The sequence below is a fragment of the Novosphingobium profundi genome, assembly GCF_020524485.1.
In the GTDB taxonomy this organism is placed as follows: domain Bacteria; phylum Pseudomonadota; class Alphaproteobacteria; order Sphingomonadales; family Sphingomonadaceae; genus Novosphingobium; species Novosphingobium profundi_A.
Window position 1 is genome coordinate 271,441 of sequence record NZ_JAIVLF010000004.1, and the last position, 18,901, is coordinate 290,341.

Genomic DNA, 18,901 nt, shown 5'->3' on the forward strand with positions numbered 1-18,901 from the left:
GCAGGAATTGCGTTACCTAACCGCGACTCACCCCTTGGTGAGTTAGCCATCGAAACTAACTCACCAGGAAAGTCACTAGCAGCTCGCGGCCTCGAATTTTGATCTACAGTGAAGCCTACATGCTAGATAAATTGCGAAAAATGATACTCACACCAGACGCAAGCAAATAAATCCTCAAAATAAAACCCCCTGGAAGTCTATATTGACTTCCAGGGGGTCTTTTTTGAATTGGGCTATGAAGGACCTAAGGCCCTTCATATCAGTCACAAATCAGTGACCGAACGAGCCCCACCAGTAACCAGAAAGCATTGTATTTCCCCATGTGAACCGTCGCTATTGCTGCGACAGACACAGGGTTAACCGTTAGCTAACTCAATCTCAAGACTTTTTTAACCAAGCAGCTTCATCTGCCCTGCGGTGACCATAAGTGACAGGTCGGCAAAGGGCACGGGCCGCCCGATGTGGTAGCCCTGAACAATGTCACATCCCTGCTCCTTGAGGATGTCGAGACCGACCGACGTTTCCACACCTTCTGCAACCACGGTTCGGTCAAGCGAATGCGCCATCTCGATGATCGACTGGACGAGCACGAGATCGTCCTTGCTGGTTTCCATGGAGGATACGAACGAACGATCAATCTTCACTTCGCTCGCCGGGAGGTAGCGCAGGTAGTCGAGAGTCGCGTTGCCCGTCCCAAAATCATCGATCGAGAGACGCAGCCCCGACTGCACGAGCCGCTGCAGCATCTGATAGGTGCGCGAACTGCGGTCCAGCTTGTCTGTCTCTGTGATCTCAAGGATAAGACGATCGGCTGGCAAGCCATGCAGCGCCAGGATATCGGCGATCATGGTCGGCAGGACCGGATTGCGCAGCAGTTGTGCGGAAATGTTGACCGACATCGAGATGTCGAGCCCTTCGCGCATCATCTCGACGGCGCAGCGCACGGCATCATCGACCACAAACCGCGTAATGCGCTCGATCCGGTGAAATTCTTCGGCGATGCGAATGAACTTTTCGGGCGAGATCGGACCACGCTCCGGGTGGGTCCAGCGCACGAGCGCTTCGGCGCCACAGATCCGGTTGGATCGCAAGTCGAACTTGGGCTGATAGGCGACCCACACCTCGCCGTTGTCAATCGCGCGGTCAAGCGAGGTCAGCAGCGAGATCTCCCACTGCGCTTCATGCTTGCGACTGTCGTGCTGATAGACCAGTTCGTCGTTACGAATAGCCTCTTCCGCCGACTGCATGGCTCCGGCCACTCGCGTCGACATGCTACGATCGAACTCGGAATCGACGCCGCAATTGAACGAGAGATCGATATCCAGACCGCCTACCTGGATACCGTTCTGGACGATACGGTGGAGGCCTTCCAGGTTCTCGAAGAGATCGAAAGCATTGCGGATCGAGGAAAGCCACATGAACATGCCGCCCTCATGGTAGACGGTCGCAGTGTCATCACTGATGCGAATGCGCCGGACGATCTCTCGCGCGACATTGGCCTCCACGTGCTCGGCAAAACTGCCGATGATCGCGCCATAGTTGCGGATCTTGAGCGCAACGAGAATGCGGTTGGACTTTTCCGCCGAGTTGCGCAGCGCCTGAACGCTGGGAAGGCCCGATCCTGCATTGGTTTCACTCGCGACTTCGACCCGATCGAGGCTGCGCATCCGCAGAACGGCAATGAGCGCGACCACGAAGGCCGGGGCCACTTCCATACTGACACCGACGTATTCGAGCATGAAAGGGATCGCGACAATCACTGCCAACAAGGCGCCCGACCGCTTCCAGTCGAGCACCCGCCCCCGGCCAGTCCCGGTCACGATAATCGCCACAACCACGATTAAGGGGAGCAACCAACCTGCCCGGCGTGGCAACCCACGCTGGAGAGTTTCACCTGCCAATGCTTGAATGTAGCCCCCGGGGATCGTGCCTTGCTGTCCCGGCACCTTGTGGATGTCGTTGTAGCTCGGCGCAGAAGGAGCAACGATCACATCCTTGCCTCGAACCGCATTCGCCAGAAAATCCCCGCGGATGATATCGATATAGCTGAGTGAAGGGATCGTGCGTACATCGATCGACATATCCGGAGTAAAGAGCTCGTCTTCTCCGCCTTCCACACCTGCAATCGCAGCCGCCATCGACGGAATTCGGCCTTCTGGACTGCCCGAGGCGTAGGGCATTTCAAAACCGAGATTGAAAGGATGGTGCAATGTCAGCAGAGACACCACCTCAGAGTACCGCGCATAGTCCCCCTTGGGGACATGACCGGCGTAGTTGCCAAGCTGCTGCTCGCTGCTGGGCACAGCCCCACTGAACACCTTTCCAGGATGCGCTTTCAGCTGCGTCACGAACGCAGCTCGATCGGCGGGACTGGCCTGATCTGGCAACAGTCGTCCAAAGAAGACGCGCCTCGCTCCCGCACCAAAGAGCGTTTCGAGCAAGCGGGCATCGTCCCCACGCGACACATCAAGACTGCCCAGAGCCCCCAGCGTCCGATCGTCCATCAGAACCATCACGGTCTGGCCGTTGGAAGGATGCAGCCGCAGCGGCACGCGCAGATTGCGCAGGACGTCCTCGATCGGCACACTCAGGCCGCTCACACCGAGCAGAAGCCCGGTGAACGTGGCCCAGAACACGATCCGGAACCGGGCACTCTTCCAATACTGGCGAAGCCGCGCGATCATATCAGGCGAAGTCCCCACTCAGGCGCCCTGAGGCAACAGGTGCGCAGGTATAGCCCGCGGCTACGCCGCGTTCGCGCCAAGACACCTCGGATTTGCAACCAAAATTCGTCATCGACGTCCCATCTGTGACGTTTCGTCCTACCCTCTTAAGGGCAACTTCCTAAGAATATGTGTAGTTAATCTTAACTTTGCTGCACAGCTTTGCAGAAAGCCGGAAACGCCCGAATTCAAGCCAGTTCAGACCAATCCCAACGTGGTAAACGAACGCTCAAGCATAAGCAGCTGCCAGAGCAAGCGCGCGTGGTCGCTCCGGCCGGCCACATGCTCCTCCACGAGATGGCCCAGGTGGCGCTGGTCGAACCAGCCTGTGGCGGCGAGCCCCTTTCCATGTGCGATTTCCCGTGCCGCGTCCTGAAGTGGCCCCCGGAACCATTGCGCAATAGGCGTTACGAAACCCTGCTTGGGGCGATAGAGGATGTCCTCGGGAAGATGGCGCTGCATCGCCTTCTTCATCAGCCACTTGCCCTGGCGTCCTCGCACCCTGAGGCTTTCCGGCAAGCAGGCGGCAAACTCGACGAGGCGATGATCGAGCAGCGGTTCGCGCGCCTCGAGGCCGACCGCCATGCTCGTCCGGTCAATCTTGGTCAGGATATCGCCCGGTAGCCAGAACTTGAGATCGGCGTACTGGGCACGGTCCAGTCCCGAGCGCGCCGGTGCCTCGCGCATCAGCGCCTCGAGCGGCTGCTCGGCGCGGTAATCGCCGCGCAGTCGCTGGAAATCGGTGGAATACAGCCGCTCGCGCACTTCGGGCGTGGCGTAGGCCAAGGCCCGTGCATAACCTTGTGCACTGTCGCCCGCCAGAGCCAGCAGGGTCGACTTCGCCCGCAAGGGACGCGGCGCCCAATCGGCCTTGGGATAGAGCGCGCCGAGCCTGCCGAACACCGCGGCCCGCGCGGACGCAGGAATCGTACCGCGCACCCTATCTTCCGCACTCTGGAAGACATGGCGGCGATATCCTGCCAGGGCTTCGTCCGCTCCGTCGCCCGACAGGGCCACCGAGACATGCTCACGGGCAAGCTGGCAGACCCGCCAGGTCGGAAGCGCGGAGGCATCGGCGAAGGGCTCATCGAACATGCCCGCCAAAGCTTCCACCGCCTCGAAATCATCGGGTGAGACGCGCCGCGTGACATGATCGGTTCCAAAACGCTGGGCGATCTTCTGCGCGTAGGCAGTCTCGTCGAGCCCCGCGACATCAAAGCCTATCGAGCAGGTGCGCACGGGCTGCGCGCTTGCTTTGGCCATGAAGGCGACCACGCTGGAACTGTCGACACCCCCGGACAGGAACGCTCCCAGCGGCACGTCCGCCACCATGCGCGAGCGGACCGCCTCCTGCAAAAGCGCATGAAGTTCCTCTTCCAGCACGGCGCGGCGTCCGGAGCGACGCCCGGCAAAGCTCACGTCCCACCACTTGCTCGGCACAGGCAGGGGCTTGCCGTGGCGCAGGTGGAGGAAATGGCCAGCCGCCAGCTTGTGCACGTTCTTCAGGATCGCGCGGTGATCGGGCACGTAGCCCCAGGTCATGTAGTCCTCGACCGCCAGCGGATCCGCCTCACGCCGGAGCAGCGGATGGGCCAGCAGGGCTTTGAGTTCGGACCCGAAGATAACGCTGCCATCGCTCAAAGTAGTGTAGAACAGTGGTTTGACGCCCAGACGGTCTCGCGCGAGGAACAGGCTGCGCGCCTCCAGGTCGTATATCGCGAAGGCGAACATGCCCTGCAGATGCTGCAGGCAGTCCGTGCCCCAACGCTGCCAGGCCGCAAGGATCACCTCGCTGTCGCCATCGGTGCGAAAATGCACCCCGCCCGCCGCCAGTTCGCGGCGAAGTTCGCGGAAATTGTATATTTCGCCGTTGAAGACCAGAACTGCCCGGCCATCGCTCGAGGCCATCGGTTGGGGCGAACCGGCGAGATCGATGATCGAAAGGCGGCGATGCCCAAGCCCTACCCCCGGCGCCGTCCAGACACCTTCGCCATCGGGGCCACGATGCGCCAGCGCATCGCACATGCCCGCCACCCGCGCCGGATCGACCGGCTTGGGTGTATCCAAATGATATATGCCCACAATTCCACACATGGCGGATGTGCCCTATCTCAGCCCGGCCACGGCGTCCATCCAAAGGGACAGATCGCCGGTCGCCTCCAGGAAATGTCCGATCCTCTGCTGGGCCCGTTCGCCCTCCCCCTCTTCGGCGGAGAGGATGAGCGTGACCGTGGGCTGTGCCCGCAGGACGAGCTGATCCTCGATGACGGCAAGCTTGAGCCGGGCATTGCTCCCCGAAAGGAGATCGCCATTGCGGTACCAGGTCATCGCCAGGCGTTCGAACTGGCCATGCGCAACCAGGCGTTCGCCGTGGCCACCCTGGGGAGCCGTCGCCGGTGCCGCCCAGGCCCAGGGGCTGTCGGGCATCACCGCGCCTTGCCCGAAGCCACCGGCCTCACGGCCTTCGCCCTGGCCCGAATAAAGCGCGATGAAAACATCGACGGTCCCGCCCTTCCCGTCCGCGTAGCGTCCCAGTAGCCGGTGATCTGCCCCTTGCGCGCGTGGTTCCCACCAGACTTCAGGGGTATAAGGAACCCGGTGCCAGCCTGTGACTTCGGGCAAGGCGATCCGGGCTGGCAAAGGCGCGGCCAGCCGGTCTGCGCTCCAGGCCCAGGCATTCACCCCCATGAGCAGAACGCACAAGGCTAATACCGCGATGATGCTCCTGCCGCGTCCGATGGCTTCCAGCTTTGCCAGAACAGGGCTGCGCGCGAGCTTTTCAAGGTCGACCATGGGGGCATCCAAGGGCCGATCAAAGAAGCACCAGGCCCCGGCGATGACCAGCCCCAGGACCACCGCGAAGAAGATCCAGCCATAGACGATGTGATCGAATCCCGCCGCGACCTCTATCCCCACGTGCTGGGCGGCGTAGATCGTCCCCCAGGCGCGCAGCCCGTTGGCCAGGATCGGCACGACCACACATGCGGCCAGCAAGGCAAGGCGCCGCCCCCAGCGCACGAAGCAGACGTTGGCGGCAAGGACGCCAAAGGCCACCATCGCGATCAGGAATTTCACGCCCGAGCAGGCCTCGGCTACCTTGAAGAGGCCTGCTGGTGTGTCGATGAAGACCCCTTCGATCACGGCGGGAATGCCGCTCGCGCGGGTCAGGGCAATGGTGATCTCGGCCGTGACCATCTGGAGCGGCTTCACCAGTTCTTCCCCGAAGGGCACCATGAACACGAGATAGAAGAGCGGAAAGCACAGGGCCATGCCCACACGGGGCCCGAGCAGCAGAGGGACGAAGGCTCCGAGTAGAGCGACGACGCCCGCCTGGCGCGCGAGGTCCAGGCCCGACACGCCGCCCAGCAACCACACAAATGCCGCGCCTGCGACCAATATCAGGCCCGGCCACCAGGCGGCGGGAGCGAGGCGCGCCAGCTGGCTGCGGCGCTGCCAGACAAGCCACATCTCGACCAGTGGGATCAGCAACATGTGGTTGTAGGTCGAGATGTCCCACCACTGCCGGGCCATGGCGGCCCAATCGCTTGCAAATCCAACCAGCAACACGAGCCAGGCGACGACCAGTGTCATCAGCGGTGTGCGCCAAGCCTGCGGAATGCGCGCGGGCAAATCACGCAAGGCCGTGGGAAATGCGGCGTTAGGCATCGCCGGACACCCCGCAGAGCCCCGCAAGGCCGGAAAGAGCGGCCTCCCAACTGGCGTGCCGGCAGACCCAAGCCCGCGCGGCCATGCCCATCTCCCGCCCGATGTCTGCATGAGTGGCGAGGTGGACGATGGCCGCGGCAAGGTCCTCGTCGGTGTCTCCCACGCGAAAATCCACCCCTTCGCACGCGGGGATGCCGGTGGCCGCGCCCGATGTCAGGACCACCGGGCGCGCCATCGCCATGGCTTCCAACACCTTGTTCTGAACACCCCGCGCGATGGACAGCGGCACCAGCGCCATATCCGACGCTTCCAGAAAGGGGCGGACATCGGGAACCCGGCCCCAGACCGTGACGCCCTCTTCCTGTGCCAACGCCTGCACCTCGCGCGTGGGATTGCGGCCCACGATGTGGAGACTTGCCTGCGGGAAATGCTCCTGCACACGCGGCAGGATCTGGCGCGCGGCGCGCTCGACTGCGGCAATGTTGGGGGCGTAATCCATCTGCCCGGTAAACACGAGCCGCGGGAAGCCTGCTGCGCGCATTCGGGGCTCAGGCTCCACCGCATCCGGCGCGAAGGTCTGTGCATCGATCCCGTTGCCCACGGCCGCCACGCGCGAGGAGGACTGCGGCAAGCGTGCGCGCAGAAGCTCGGCTTCAGCCTCGCTGACCAGCAGCGTGGCATCGCTGCGCGCGACAATTCGCGCCTCTTCGCCCGCGAGGAGACGGCCTTCGCGCCTTTCCATCCATCGGCGCGGGCCCTTGTGGTCCTGGGCATAGGCTTCGAACTTGGCGGAATCGACATCGACAAGATCGGTCACCACGCGTCCGGCGAAGCCATCCGGGACATAGTGCGCCATCTGGCCGGAAAAGACGAAGATGACCGCGATGTTCGCGTGGGCCAGGACGCGATCAACATAGGCGGCCAGGCGCGGATCGTGAAACGCGCGCAGACTGACCGGAACGCCAAGCGCCAGAGCTTCCAGCGCCGCGCGCGGAACGCTCTTTGTGCGAGGCAAAAGGCAATGGCTCGCCGCAAGGCCGGCCAGCTCTTTCTCGTGGTCCCAATCGGCCGGATCGTCGGCAAAGGTTGCAACATGAACAGGACCAAGCCGCGCCAGCGCCTTCAGCACATGGTGCGAGCGGATCTTGTCCCCCCGGTCGGGCGGAAACGGCAAGCGATGGGCCAGGAAAAGGATCTCGCCGCGCATCATGCCTAACCGATCCCGCGTGCGATCAGGGGCCCAAGGCGATTGGCAATGCCCAGCGGCAGGCGCTGCCACAGCCGCACCTGCAGCGCCCGTTTCGCGCTTTGCGGGTTCATATCGCGCATCGCGGCCCCCGGTGCGGTCCAACTGGCGTAGGTCAACGCGCGCGGCTCGAAGCCCCAGTTGCGCTTGTAGTGGTAGGCGCCGCTGTCGGTCTTGGAGCGACCGAAGTCGAAGCTGTGCATGCCCCGGTGCCGGGCGTGGAGCATGAGCTCGAAATACATGCGCTCGTTCGCGCGCAGCCGCCGTGCCGCCCAGGTCCCGCCGCCCCAATAGGGCATGACGGTGCCCTTGTGATAGAGGCTCAGCACGCTGGCGACCGCCTGCCCTTCATGGCGCACGGTCAGGATGTCGGCGTCCTCGCCAAAGGCCCGGAGCACGGCGCCCAGCAGCTTGCGCGGGAAAACCGGGGTGCCCAGGTTTCGATAGCTTTCGCAAAAGACGCGGTAATGCTCGGCAAGCGCGTCCTCGCCCCGACCTACATGGACCTCCAGATCGGCCGAGAGGCTCTTGCGCACTTCGGCGCGCTGCTTGCGCGGGATCGCCTTTAGCTCGCTCTCGTCGTCCGTGGCGAGAGGGCGCGCGAAGGTGCAGTGGGAGCCGTCCTGAAGCGCCCAGCCCTCTCCCGCTGGGGGAAGCAGGCCTCCGCGCAGTTCCACCGTTGGACAGGACAAGCGCCCGGCCAGTTCGCGTGCGGCGTCGAAGAACGCCTGCGGATCAGCTCCTTCGTGAAGCAGAAGCCCGCCGTCCACCGCGAAGCCACTCGAGGCGAGCACGCGTCCGAAGATCGGCGAGGAGATGCAGTCGAGTGGAAGAAGGCCCGAAAGTGCGCCCGCCCGCTCGGCGACCAGAGCCAGCGCCGTGTTGCCCGTCGCTTCAGCCACGGTGCAGAACCAGGCCGGACGATGAAAGGGTGTGCCTTGCGGATGGGCCTGCACGAAGTCGTCGATACGCGCCCGTTCGCTCCGGTCGGAAAGGTCCGCCAGACGCACCTGTGTGCCGACCGGGGCAAAGGGCGCGTTCACGCCGCCAGTCTCACGGCGCGCTGGCGCTCGGCATCGACCAGGACGTCCATCCGGCCCCAGCGGAATTCGGCCGTCAAGCTCTGCAGCTTTCCCGCCATACGGTGAAGGTTGGTGTAGTGGCGCAGCCGCGAGCGCAGCGGGGCCCCCTCGACGCGGGGCTGGTCGGGATCGATCTCCCAAGGGTGGAAATAGAAGACCGCCGGGCGCCCCTCGGCGTTGACCTGGCGGATCGCCCAGCGCGTGAAGGCATAGGGAAGAACACGGAAGAACCCGCCTCCACCAGCCGCCAAGCGCCGCGTACCGACTTCGGCGGTGGTCACGGGAATTTCGACAAGATCGCTGCCCGCAATGGGGTGGAAAGCAAAGCGCGGCGCCTCGCGCCAGCCATAGTGATCGTGCACCACGGGCGCCACGCTCGAACTGTAGGCATATCCGGCCTCGGCCAGGACCTCGTAGGCCCAGGGGGTCCGCGCATCGATGGAAAAGCTGGGCGCGCGGTACCCCTGCACGGACGCGCCGCTCACATCCTCCAGAACCTTGCGACTGCGCGCCAGATCTTCGCGAAAGGCGTCTGCCCCCAGGCGAAACACGCGTTCGTGCGCCCAGCCATGGCTGGCGATCTCATGCCCGGCCTCGGCGATCCGGCGCATCATTGCGGGCGCGCGCTCGGCGATCCAGCCCAGCGTGAAGAAGGTTCCGGTCACGCCTGCCTCGGCAAACAGGTCGAGCACGGCCTCGCAGTTGCGCTCCACCCGCAAGGGCAGGCGATCCCAGTCGCTGCGCGCGATCACGTTCTCGAACGCCCCGACCTGGAACCAGTCCTCGACGTCGACCGAGAGGCCGTTGATGATGGCCTTTGGCCCTGCCCCGCTCATGCCGCGCTGCGCTGGTCTCCGCCGCCCTCGACCCATTCGATCAGCATGGTCAGGACATGGCGCAAGGTCCGCTCCTGTTCGTCGAGGCGAGCTTCCAGCGCCGCCGTTCGCTCATGCGCTTCGGCCAGTTGCGCCTCGAGATGGCCCACGAGTTCGGCGGAAGGATCCTCCGCTTCAAGAGCCTGTGCCTCATGGGCCTCAGCCTTGTTGGCGAGTTCCACGACCGCCTGCTGAAGCTCGCAAATCTGGGCGTCGCGATCCGCCAACGCGCTTTCGATCAGGGCAATGGCGGCGGGCGCATCGATCGCCGCGTGGTTCGCTCGTGTCGCACTCTTCCCATCTTCCTCCGACGCAAACGCAGCATCGTGCGCGATCGCGACCGAAGCGGGCACCCCGTTGTCGAGCGAATGGTCGGGATGGTGGTGCGCCGTTCGAGCCTCTTCGCCCTCGTGGCCATGACCGATGGTGCCGTCGTGCTTCATTTCGTCCAGCACCTGCGTGAGCATGGCGCTGTCGATCCGCGTGCGCTGCTCGACCGATCCGAGCAGCAAGAGGCGGTTGGCGACCTGGTTGATCCGGCGCGGGACACCGCCCGTCGCCTCGTAGATGCCGGAAAAGACGCGCTGATCGAAGCTGGGATTGCCGTCCCACCCCACGCAGGTGAGGCGATGTTCGATGTAGGCCTGGACTTCCTTGGGTTGCATCGCGGTCAGGTGGTGGGTTGCGATAACGCGCTGGCGCAACTGCTCCAGCCGGTCGCTTTCCATCAGCGTGGTGCGAAATTCGGGCTGGCCCAGCAGCAGCGTCTGGAGCAGCGGGTGCGACCCCAGCTGGAAGTTCGAAAGCATCCGCAGCTCTTCGAGCGCGGTGATCGAGAGGTTCTGCGCCTCGTCCACGATCAGCAGCGAACGGCGCCCCGCACGCGCTTCCTCGTGGAGGAAGGCCTCGATCGCGCCAAGCGCGGAAGCCTTGTCGTGCCCGTCGACCTCGACCCCGAAGGCCCGCGCGACGACATGGACGATCTCTTCGCCATCGAGCGCGCTGGTCACCACGTTGGCCGCGGTCATCCGGCCCGGATCGATCGTGGCCATGAGGTAGGCGACGAGCGTCGACTTGCCCGAGCCGACCTCGCCGGTGATGGCGACGAAGCCCTCCCCCTGCGCGAGGCCATATCCCAGGTAGGAGAGCGCCTTGCGGTGCGTCACGCTCTCGAAATAGAACGCCGGGTCGGGCGTCAGCTGGAAGGGTCTGGCTTCGAGCCCGTAGAAATCATCGAACATCGTGAACTCCTCCCTCGAAGTCAGAAGTTGTAGCGAAGGCCGGCAAGGCCTGTCAGCGACCAGTAGTCGCGCACCGTGTCGAGGTCATAGCTCGAACCATCGACCGACACGGCCAGAGTACCGCGCAGGCGCGGCGTGATCATGTGGTAATAGGACGCGGCCAGACCATAGGTCGTGACATCGCCGAATGCGGTGTCGGTCGATTTGATCCAGTTGACGTAGCCATTCGTCGACCAGCCCGCGTTACGGCCCAGCGGCCCCGACAGGTAGAGCGAGGCCCACGTGTTCTCGTCGACCATGCCATCGGCGCTGGCAAGGATGGTCCCCTGCGCGGCGATATACTTGCGCCGGTCATAGCCAAGCCCGATCCCTGCGCTCAAGCGGCCAATCTGCATCGTGTAACTGGCTGCGATGCCGCGCGCGCGGAAGGCCGAAGCGCGCAGCGAACCCAGGACGCCGGGAAGACAGTTGCTGCCCTCCAGCGAATTGACGCAGCCCACCAGATCGCCCGTCACCGGATCGCGCACCGCCTCGAAATCGGTCGGAAGGTCGTTGAGCGCGCGGTTGATCTGCCCCCCGAAGCCAGCCAGGTTGTCGTAGACCGAAACGCTGAGCGTCTTGCGGTCATCGGGCGAGTAGGCAAGCTGGCCACCGAAGGTGGTGGAGCCGTAACGGCGCCCCACATGCGCCGAGAACGACGTACGTCGGCTCGGCCGCCACATCACGGCGACGTCCCACAGGATGCCCGAGACATCGTAGGACAGCTGGCGAGGCGAACTCTTGTCGGTCACGTACTGCCCGTCGCGCCCGATCAAGGGGCGATCCTCGGCATCGGTGGCCGCGTCGCGGTTCGAAATCTCGACATCCTCGTACCCGATGGCGCCGACGACCTGTACGGTCCGGCTCACCGGCAAGGTTACCATCGCGCGCGCCTGCATGTCGCGCACGCGCTGGTCGAGAACGGAGATATCCTCCTGGTAGGCGCTCCCGGCCACGGCAAGGCCGACAGGAAGCACCGTGCCCGGCTTGACGCCCGCCTGAAGCTCGACCGACTGCACCACGCTGTCCTCGCTGCGCGTGACGCGCTCGCCGTCCGGCGTTGGCAGGAAGGCGTTGCCCTGCTCCACCCGCGAATAGCCCGCGCGGTAGCTGCCCTGAACATCCACGGCACCCGCGCGCGTGGAAAGGGTCGGCCCGGCGTAGACCGAATAGACCGTGCGCCGGTCGTCCCCGCCCAAATAGCGCGCCGATCCACCCGAAAAGCTCGATTGCGTGGCAAGGCCGCCCGCCTCAAGCGTCAGGCCCGGCGTCACTGTCGCGTAGCCGCGCGCGACACCGCTCAGGATATCGCTGTCGCGCGCATCCCCCCAACCGATCTGGCGGGCATAGCGCGCCGACAGCGAAAGACCGGTGCGCCGCCCCTGGAGCCCGGCGTCGACGCCAACTGCGGCCTGGGTATAAGTCAGGACGTCGCTGCCCGGCGAAAGCTGGGCGCTGACGATCTGGTCCAGTTCGATGTAGGGGCGTATTTCCACGCGGCGTCCGTCCGTGGCCTTCTCGCCCTGCGCGTCGCCCGAAGGACCGGCACCCGAAGCTCCGTTGCCCGACGTGGCACCGGGATCGGCTGCGTCCTCATCGCCAAGCCCGCCATAGCCCAGGGTTTGCGCGGCGGCGCTGCCGGGACAAGCCCCGGACACACAGGCAAGGACGAACCCCAGGCCTGCATAGGTCAAAAGGGAATGGCCGCGCATCAATCCTTGTATCCATAATAGGACCCGAAGCGGCGGCCGCTTGGGCTGAATTGCGCGCCGTTCAGAAGGAGCTGCACGTTCGAGCAGCCATCCAGCAGCTTGATCGCATCGTCAAGAGCCCCCTGCCCGGTCCGGTCCGCCCGCACGATGACAATGGCCTGTCCGACATGCTTGGCCAGTTCGGCGGCAGGCGAAGCGGCCAGCGCGGGCGGCGAATCGAAGATGACGATGCGCTGCGGGGCGCCTTGCGTCAGGCGGTCGAGCACACGCTTCGTGCGCGAACTCGACAGATACTCGCTGTCGGTATTGGTGTCCTCGCCTGCAGGCAGAACCCACAGGCCCGGAATGTCGGTTCCCAGCACGCAGTCGGCCACATCGAGCGTCTCGTCCATCAGCGCGTCCATCAGACCGCGCCCACCGGGCAGGCCCAGCATCGAGAGGACCGAGGGCTTGGCGAAATCGGCATCGACGAGGAGCACCTCGCTCTCTTTCTCCGCCGCGATGGAAAGCGCGAGATTGAGGGCGCAATAGGTCTTGCCTTCGCCCGGATGCGGCGAACTGATGAGCACCCGCTGCGCGGCGGGCCCCGCCTTCTTGCGACGCAGTTCCGCCGCCTGGGGCAGCACCTGCCGTTTGACGATGCGGAACTCTTCGAGAAGCGCCGTCACCGCCCCTTCGGGCACGATCAGGCCATGCTCGGCCAGGGAATCGCGGTCGATGGGGTGGCGCGTCCCGGAAAAGACCACCGGCTCCTCGACCACCTCCGGGACCGGCTCCACTGATACCGGCGCGACGGGCGCGGGATCGGCGGGTGCAGGCGCAAAGTCACTCGCCCGGCGGCGGGGATGCGATGCGGCGCTGGCCGGTTGCGACGCGGCCTGTTCAGGCTCTCCGGCTGGCTTTGCCGCGTTGTCGTTGCGCACGATCCGGCGCGCCTTACCACTCGCCGCAGCCTTCGCCGAAACATCGGCGGGAAGCGGATCCGGACGCGCGATGAAGCTGCCGAAATCGAAACGACGCGCGGCACGCTCGATCAGCGAGGGACTTTCACTTTCAGAGTTGCCCGGCACCTGCGCCGCGTTCTCCTCAGATGCCGTGCTCGCGTCCTCCGGCGTCGTGTCCTCAGCGGGGATCTTCTCCGGTTCGCTCATCTTGCCTTCCCCGCTCATGCGACCATGCCCCGCTGGACGAATTCCACCACGAGCAGCACCACGAGAAGACCGCCGAGCGCCGCCGTCGCGCCATAGAAATACTTGAGCCTGCGCCGCCGCAGCGCACGCGCGCCTTCGGTCAGGTTCTGCGAGATCGCGCCCAGCACGGGAAGACCCGTGGCGCGTTCCAGACCCGCGGTGGTCGCGAAGACCGAACGCACCTTGCTCAGCGCGAAGGCCGCCGCACAGCCTCCGCCGACACCTACAATCAGCACGCCGATCAGCAGTATTGGACGGTTGGGCGCGACGGGTGCACGCGGGGTCGTGGGCGGATCGACGACCTCGAACTTCACCGCTTCACGCTCGGTCTTCACCTCCCCGCGAATGCGCAGTTCCTCGCGGTCCCGCAGGAGCTTGTCGTATTGCTGGCGCAGCACATCGTAGTCACGCGCGATGCGGTTGGCCTCCGCTGCAAGTTCGGGATTGGCAATGGCATTCGCGGTCATCGTGGCAACGTCGGACTGCAACGCGGCCTTGCGCGCGACCAGCGCCTGCACATTGGCCATGCGTTCGGCACGGATCGAGACCAGCGAGGCGTACGCCGGGTTGGGCATCCCTGCGCCGCTGTCGCTCTCGGCCGCCGCCGCGCCCTTCAAGGCATTGACCTGGTTGCGCGCGGCAATGACGTCGGGGTGGTTTTCGGTAAGGCCGCGTCCCCGCATCGAGGCGAGGTCGGACTGCGCCTTCGCCAGCGCCGCGCTGGCTGACCCGGCGCTGCCGCCCGGCATCGTGCGCGGCGTGCTTGCGATCTGGCCATTGATCGCGGCAAGCGCGCTTTGCGCGGCGGCAAGATCGGCCTCGACCCCGCGCAGCTGCGAACGCGCCGCTTCGAGCCGCTGGTTGTTGAGGGCGCCGCCCTGTGCCAGCTCGGGGTGCTGCGCTTCAAAGGTAGAGCGCTTGTTCTCGGCCGATTCGAGCTCGCTCTCGCGCTGCTTGAGCTGCTGGTTGAGGAACTGGAGGCTCTCGGCCATCTCGCCGCGATTTCCCGAAAGGTTCTCCTCGCGGAAGATGTCGATCAGCTTCTGCGCGACATTCTGGGCCAGCTTCGCGTTCTCGGCATCGGAGAACGACCCATTGCTGGCCGTCGCCCGGATCTCGAAGAGGTTGTCCTGCTGCGCCACGACCGAGACGTTCTTGCCCAGCGCCAGGACCGCGGCCTCCATCGCCTTGGGATCCTCGATAGTGTCGCCAAGGCGCGTCGCGCGCACCACTTTTTCCAGGTTCACCGCGCTCGTCAGCGTCTGGCGGATGCGCTCGATGTCGCGCTTCTTGTCGGCCACACCGATGCCCACCTGTTCGGCGAGGGCATCGTCAAGCTGAATGAAGATACGCGCACGCGATTCGTACGAATTGGGGATCAGGGCCACGGCCAGCCACCCCACCAGGCAGATCGCCCAGGCGCAGGCCAACGCGATCCAGCGCCGGTGCCAGACGCTGTGCATCGCTGCGAGCAGTTCTTCATACAGCGTGTTCATGGCTGCGCCCTGACCTTCAGAACATACTCTCGGGGATGATGATGACATCGCCCGGCGAGAGCATCACGTTCGCCTTGCTGTCCCCTTCCTTGAGCAGGTCGGAGAGGCGCAGCTTGTATTCCTTCTGCTTGCCGCTGGTCTTGTCGAAGCGGATCAGGCGCGCGCGGTTGCCCGCCGCGTACTCCGACAGTCCGCCCACCGCGATCATCGCGTCGAGCAGCGTCATGTTCGCGCGGTAGGGGATCGAGGCGGGCTTCTCGGTCGCACCGACCACGCGGATCTGCTGGCTGAAGGTGCCCGAGAAGCTGTTGACGATCACCGAGACGAGCGGGTCCTCGATATACTGCGAGAGCTGCAGGCGGATGTCCTCGGCCAGCATCGCGGGGGTCTTGCCCACGGCAGGCATGTCGGTGATGAGCGGCGTGGTGATGCGCCCGTCCGGCCGCACCTGAACCTTGGCGCCCAGTTCCGGGTTACGCCACACGAAGACGGTCAGATCGTCGAGCGGCCCGATGATGTACTCCTCACCCGGCCCTTCCTGCATCGCCACGAACGTCGCTGGCGGCAGTTCGGGCGCGCTGGTCGTGGCGCAGCCCGACAGCGCAAGGCTGGCCAGTGCGCATCCGGACACGAGTGTGGCAAGGCGATCAAACCGCATGTCTTCTTCCCTCTGACCCCGTTATGCCTCTCCTGCGACCGTGAGTTACGCAAGTTAAGGTTCGGGCAAATTCCACTTCGCCCTATGGGCAAAAAGGGTGAACATTGCGTTAGCCTTACGCACTAACTCTAGCCTCAGTCCCGAAATGGGACAATCATCCACCTCTTCCTGCAATCGTTGTCAGACAAGCCGCTCCAAGGCAGGCCCCTGCCCCAGGAACGAGGCCGGGCTCGCGCTTGCACCATAGGCGCCCGCGCAGAAGACCGCGACGAGATCACCCACGTCTGCGCGCGGGAAACCGCCCTTTTCCGCCAGCTTGTCGAGCGGCGTGCACAGGCACCCGACGATTGAGGCCTCTTCCTCGACCGCCGCGTCGAAACGCGTGGCAATGGCGACCGGGTAGTTGCGCCGCACGACTGTCCCGAAGTTGCCCGAGGCGGCCAACTGGTGGTGCAGCCCGCCATCGGTCACGAGAAAAGTTTCACCATGGCTCGTTTTGCGATCGAGCACCCGGGTGAGGTAGACCCCGGCCTCGCCCACCAGGTAGCGCCCAAGCTCCATGCAGAAGCGCGTCTCTTTCAGGATATCGGGAAGCTGCTCGAAACGCTGCGCCAGAGCCCCGCCGACAGCCGCCAGATCCACCGGACGGTCCGGACCGAAATAGGGAATGCCAAGGCCGCCGCCTAGGTTGCAGTGCGGGGGCGCTTCGCCCACCTCCTCGGCCAGCCGCGCGGCAAGATCGAGCGCTTGCCTCTGCGTTTCGGCAATCGCGCCGGCATCCAGCGCCTGGCTGCCTGCAAATATGTGAAAGCCGCGCCAGTCCGCGCCCGCCTCCAGCAGGCGGCGCACCAGGGCCGGAACGCGCTGCGCATCGATGCCGAAGGGCTTGGCGCCGCCGCCCATCTTCATGCCTGAGCCCTTGAGGTCAAAGTCGGGATTGACCCGCACGGCAAGGCGCGGGCGCAGGCCCAGCTTCTGGCCAAGCGCGAGCGCGCGGGCCGCCTCGCCCTCAGACTCCAGGTTGAGCGTGACACCGTGGACGATGGCCGCCTCCAGTTCGCGGTCACGCTTGCCGGGCCCGGCGAAGCTGATCTCTGACCCCAGGACGCCGCAGGCCAGGAGTTCGCGCAGTTCGCCGCCCGAGGCGATGTCGAAGCCATCGACCAGCCCGTGCATCAGCGAAAGCACAGGACCGAACGGATTGGCCTTGACCGCATAATGCAGCGCGAGGCGCTCGGGCATGGCCGCGCGCAGCTGGGCGATGCGCGCACGGATACGCTCTGCGCTGTAGAGGAAAAGCGGGGTATCCCCGGCTTCCTCGACCCAGTGCGTCACGGGCTTTCCGGCAACGGCGAGCACACCGGCAATGGCCTCGAACCCTGCAGGGATGGGACCCAGCGGCTTCATGCCGGCACCTCGCCGGTCACACTTGCACGAATTTCGGCGGCAAGGCCTGCCCGGTCGATCTTGCCATTGGGCCCCGTGGGCAGGGTGCTGCGCCAGTGAATGACCTTGGGCTGCATGAAATTGGGGAGTTCCTTCATCAGTTCGCGCGGCAGGCGTGCCTGCGCATCGGGCGCGTCCATGGCGGCCCTGACGACAAGGTGGACTGCCTGCCCCAGCCGCGCATCGGGAACGCCCAGCGCGACCGCCTCGGCCACGAGCCCGCTAGCAAGCGCCGCATCCTCGACTTCCTGAGGGCTGATGCGGTTGCCCGCGCTCTTGATCATCGCATCGCGCCTTCCCACGAAATAAAGGAAGCCTTGCGCATCGCGCCGCACCCGGTCGCCCGACCACACCGCGATGCCGCCATAGTGCGAGGCCGATGGGGCCGGACGGTAGCGCTCGGCTGTGCGCGCGGGGTCCTGCCAGTAGCCCTGCCCAACCAGCGGACCGCAATGGACCAGTTCGCCCTCCTCGTCATCCGCCGCGATCTCACCGGCATCGTTGATGACCAGGATCTCGGCATGGGGCACAGCCTTGCCCATCGAGGTGGGACGCTCGTCGATCAACGCCGGATCGAGATAGGTCGAACGAAACGCCTCGGTCAGCCCGTACATCGCGTAAAGGCGAGCTTCTGGGAAAAGGCCGCGCAAGCGGGCCACGAGGTCCGGGGTCAGCGCACCGCCGCTGTTGGTCAGGCGGCGCAGATGCGCGGCCGTATCGGCGGGCCAGTCGAGCTCGCACACCTGCACCCAGAGCGGAGGCACGGCGGCCAGTGTCGTGATCCGGTGGCGCGCCACGGCTTTCACCAGATCGCGGGGCAGAAGATAGTCGAGCGGGACGACGCAGCCCCCGGCCACCCAGGTCGAAAAGAGCTGGTTCTGGCCGTAATCGAAGGCAAGCGGGAGGACGGCCAGGGTGCGATCCTGCGCACTGAGCTGCGTGTACTGCGCCACACTCTCGGCGCCCAGCCACAGGTTTGCATGGCTCAGCATCACGCCCTTGGGCCGTCCGGTCGAGCCGCTGGTGTAGAGAATGGCGGCAAGGTCCGCCGGGTCGGCAGCCGAAGGAGGCAGAGGCGCATCCATTTGCGCAGCCTGCGCCAGCGCGTCGGCCTCTTCGATGCAGCGGCAGCCTTCGGGCACGTCACCTTCGTGGAGGGTCGCCAGGCGGCTTGGCGTCGCCAGCAGCAGCGCGGCACCACTGTCACTCAGAATATGCGCGACCTGCGCGTGCTTCAAAAGCGGGTTCACCGGCACATGGACGAGCCCGGCGCGCGCGGCGGCAAGCGGCATGAGGCAGGCCAGTTCGCCCTTCGCCGCCCAGGTTGCGACCCGCGCGCCCGGCTCGGACACCTCGCGCGCCAGCCAGGCGGCCAGACGCCCGACACGCAATCTTAAGGTCTTGTAGTCCAGCTCCGTTTCGCGCAGCACAAGGGCCTTGGCGGACGCCTCCCCGATCTCGATGACATGGTCGACAGGGCGCGCCGGGACCGGCAACGGGGGTGAGAGCGTGGAACGCATGGCGATG

At 65.2% G+C, this 18,901-nt stretch carries 13 protein-coding genes; all 13 read right to left on the reverse strand.

Features of this window, described 5'->3' with window-relative positions:
* Window positions 1-389: 389 nt before the first annotated feature.
* Window positions 390-2,684, reverse strand: a complete 2,295-nt coding sequence (locus LC060_RS11605) for an EAL domain-containing protein (RefSeq protein WP_226635726.1) — start codon at window positions 2,682-2,684, stop codon at window positions 390-392.
* Between the two features lie 237 nt (window positions 2,685-2,921).
* Complete coding sequence (locus LC060_RS11610) at window positions 2,922-4,817, reverse strand: XrtA/PEP-CTERM system amidotransferase (protein WP_226635728.1); 1,896 nt, start codon at window positions 4,815-4,817, stop codon at window positions 2,922-2,924.
* 12 nt (window positions 4,818-4,829) lie between these two features.
* Window positions 4,830-6,314 carry an exosortase A gene (gene xrtA / locus LC060_RS11615; RefSeq protein WP_413465111.1) on the reverse strand — a complete coding sequence of 495 codons (1,485 nt, stop codon included), beginning with the start codon at window positions 6,312-6,314 and terminating at the stop codon, window positions 4,830-4,832.
* Between the two features lie 67 nt (window positions 6,315-6,381).
* The gene (locus LC060_RS11620) at window positions 6,382-7,596 is read right to left on the reverse strand and encodes a TIGR03087 family PEP-CTERM/XrtA system glycosyltransferase (RefSeq protein ID WP_226636525.1); all 1,215 of its coding nucleotides are present in this window, start codon (window positions 7,594-7,596) and stop codon (window positions 6,382-6,384) included.
* Window positions 7,597-7,601: 5 nt separating this feature from the next.
* On the reverse strand, window positions 7,602-8,678 hold the full coding sequence (locus LC060_RS11625; RefSeq protein WP_226635732.1) for a FemAB family XrtA/PEP-CTERM system-associated protein: 1,077 nt from the start codon (window positions 8,676-8,678) through the stop codon (window positions 7,602-7,604).
* On the reverse strand, window positions 8,675-9,553 hold the full coding sequence (locus LC060_RS11630) for an XrtA system polysaccharide deacetylase (RefSeq protein WP_226635733.1): 879 nt from the start codon (window positions 9,551-9,553) through the stop codon (window positions 8,675-8,677). Before LC060_RS11630 ends, LC060_RS11625 begins: the two co-directional genes overlap by 4 nt.
* Window positions 9,550-10,833: an XrtA/PEP-CTERM system-associated ATPase gene (locus LC060_RS11635; protein WP_226635735.1), complete on the reverse strand. Its 1,284-nt coding sequence runs from the start codon at window positions 10,831-10,833 to the stop codon at window positions 9,550-9,552. The genes LC060_RS11630 and LC060_RS11635 overlap by 4 nt, the downstream gene beginning before the upstream one ends.
* A gap of 20 nt (window positions 10,834-10,853) precedes the next feature.
* Window positions 10,854-12,584, reverse strand: coding sequence for a preprotein translocase subunit YajC (locus tag LC060_RS11640; RefSeq protein WP_226635737.1), 1,731 nt, complete (start codon window positions 12,582-12,584; stop codon window positions 10,854-10,856).
* Complete coding sequence (locus LC060_RS11645; RefSeq protein ID WP_226635739.1) at window positions 12,584-13,753, reverse strand: AAA family ATPase; 1,170 nt, start codon at window positions 13,751-13,753, stop codon at window positions 12,584-12,586. The genes LC060_RS11640 and LC060_RS11645 overlap by 1 nt, the downstream gene beginning before the upstream one ends.
* Window positions 13,750-15,270, reverse strand: coding sequence for an XrtA system polysaccharide chain length determinant (locus tag LC060_RS11650; protein WP_226635741.1), 1,521 nt, complete (start codon window positions 15,268-15,270; stop codon window positions 13,750-13,752). Before LC060_RS11650 ends, LC060_RS11645 begins: the two co-directional genes overlap by 4 nt.
* Before the next feature lie 16 nt (window positions 15,271-15,286).
* On the reverse strand, window positions 15,287-15,928 hold the full coding sequence (locus LC060_RS11655; protein WP_148626490.1) for an XrtA/PEP-CTERM system exopolysaccharide export protein: 642 nt from the start codon (window positions 15,926-15,928) through the stop codon (window positions 15,287-15,289).
* A 180-nt stretch (window positions 15,929-16,108) separates the two neighbouring features.
* Window positions 16,109-17,335, reverse strand: a complete 1,227-nt coding sequence (locus LC060_RS11660) for a pyridoxal-dependent decarboxylase, exosortase A system-associated (protein WP_226635743.1) — start codon at window positions 17,333-17,335, stop codon at window positions 16,109-16,111.
* Window positions 17,332-18,894 (reverse strand): acyl-CoA ligase (AMP-forming), exosortase A system-associated, encoded by a 1,563-nt coding sequence (locus LC060_RS11665; RefSeq protein ID WP_226635745.1) that lies wholly within the window; start codon window positions 18,892-18,894, stop codon window positions 17,332-17,334. The genes LC060_RS11660 and LC060_RS11665 overlap by 4 nt, the downstream gene beginning before the upstream one ends.
* Window positions 18,895-18,901: the final 7 nt, after the last annotated feature.